This window comes from Planctomycetota bacterium (genome assembly GCA_016872555.1).
In the GTDB taxonomy this organism is placed as follows: Bacteria; Planctomycetota; Planctomycetia; order Pirellulales; family UBA1268; genus F1-20-MAGs016.
Genome location: VGZO01000136.1, coordinates 1 through 2,005 on the forward strand (window position 1 = coordinate 1; position 2,005 = coordinate 2,005).

Sequence of the window (2,005 nt, forward strand, 5' to 3'; positions counted from 1 at the left end):
GACCTGGCAAGAAATCAAAAACGCTTTGCCGGGCATGTCGTATGACCTGCCGCCTGTAAGGGATTGGTCGGCACCTGGTACTCCACCAGTGGTCATGCCAGCGCTGTTTGGCAACAAGGACCTGGCTGAGAACGCACCGTGGATGGCCGGGCTGATGCAGTACGTGCCTGTCTACAGCGCGTTCAAGGTTGGCCAGCAACTGGCTGACCCTGTGCAGCAGGAAATGGCCAGCATGCACGGCAAAGGCACGATGTTTGCCGGGCCCAGGGCGTCGGACTTTGGCTCTGAGCTGTACCTGGCGCCGTCAGAGCTGGACCAGTACGTGCAGATCTTTGGCCGTGTCAAAGATCCAGCCGGTAGGACCTGGCACCAAGCAGTCGATGCACTGATCCGCACGGCTGATTACCAGTCCCTGCCTATCGACCCGCCTTCCGGGCAGTTTGTCAGCCATCGTGCTGCCTTAATCCAAACGGAGATTGCCCGCTTCAAGCAGCTGGCCAAGCAAGAGTTCCTGTACACCACGCCAAAAGGCGCTGAAATACTGGAAGCTCAAGAGGCCTTGAAGGGTCGCCAGAATGAACTTAACTACATCCGGCAGTACGGTGTACCTGGGGCTAGCCGAGGCAACGCTGGCGGCAATCTTGAACTACTTGACCTGAACCGCTGATGGCCTACTCCTACGTCGTCTACACCGGCAACGGGGCTACCACCCAGTACGCGATCCCCTTTCAGTACATCAGAAAGGAGCACGTCAAGGTCTTCGTCAACTTCGTTGACACGGCGTACACCTACGTCAACAACACCACGGTGCTGCTGGCCTCTGCGCCAGCAAACGGGGTCAGGGTGGAGGTGCGCCGGTTCACCCCGGCTAACAACCCCCTGGTCGACTTTGTCGATGGGTCCACGCTGGTAGCCAGTGACCTGGACACCAGCAACCTGCAGCACCTGTTCCTGGAGCAGGAGCTGGACGACAACACCAAGCAAGCCGTCAGCATTGACCCAAACACGGGCTTGCCAACGGCCAGCAACCAGCGCATCACCAACGTCGGCGCACCCGTTGCCGCCAGTGACGCAGCAACAAAGGCATATACCGACGCCTTTGTAAGCCAGACGGCCAACATCGCTGATGCGGCAGTCACTACCGCCAAGGTGGCAGACGCCAGCATTACTAATGCCAAAGTGGCAAGCGGTATTGATGGTGCGAAGCTCACTGCAAATACGGTTGATTCAAGCAAACTGACTGGCGCCACGGTCGTCACCAACGCTGAGGTTCCGAGCGCAACTGTTAACGACACCAGTTTCTTCACCACCTCTGCCTCTGACCTGCGGTACTTTCGTCAGGACAGCAGCGAAACCATCAACAGCGGGATGGCATGGAGCAGTGGCGACGGCTTTGTTGCTACTACTGCTGCCATTGACGCCAGGATCATTGACCTGGTGGACGATGTTGGCGGTTTTGTACCGATTGCCAACGAGACCAGCTTCCCTGCCACCAACCCGGACATCAACAACCCAGACGGTGCGGGCACCATTATCAGCATCCAGGCAATAGTCACTACCCGGACGCCTGCTAGTGGCACGGTGACCATTGCTGGTGGCTCTGGCGGCAACGTGGTGACCATTACTGGCTGCGGCAGCACGATTCTGGAAGCTGGGTACGGAGTGTTAGTGGAGACCACTGCCACCCTGCACACCTATACGTTCCACCGCCTGGTGCCAAGGGCAACGGACGTTACATCCATTGCTAGCTCGATTGCCAACATCAACACTACCGCAGGCAGCATTGCCAACGTCAACACGGTGGCGGGCAGCATTGCCAACGTGAACGCTACGGGCGGCAGCATTGCCAACGTCAATACGTGCGCGACAAACATTGCTGCCATTACCAATGCCCCTACCCAGGCGGCAAACGCAGCAACCTCAGCGGCAGCCGCTGCAAATAGCGCAACGACTGCCTCTAGTCTGGTGAGCACAATCACCAACTTGAGCCACCTTCTCAACTACG

At 58.1% G+C, this 2,005-nt stretch carries 2 protein-coding genes; both read left to right on the forward strand.

Translation table 11 applies throughout. The features are described 5' to 3' along the window. Positions 1–94: 94 nt before the first annotated feature. Positions 95–667 carry a hypothetical protein gene (locus tag FJ309_17500; protein ID MBM3956369.1) on the forward strand — a complete coding sequence of 191 codons (573 nt, stop codon included), beginning with the start codon at positions 95–97 and terminating at the stop codon, positions 665–667. Further along, a partial coding sequence (locus tag FJ309_17505) for a hypothetical protein (GenBank protein ID MBM3956370.1) occupies positions 667–2,005 on the forward strand: 1,339 nt, incomplete at its 3' end. The genes FJ309_17500 and FJ309_17505, both read left to right, overlap by 1 nt.

Excerpts from the sequence above, each read along its gene's own strand:
- FJ309_17500 (MBM3956369.1), top strand. The coding sequence starts at position 95 with ATGCCAGCGCTGTTTGGCAACAAGGACCTGGCTGAGAACGCACCGTGG.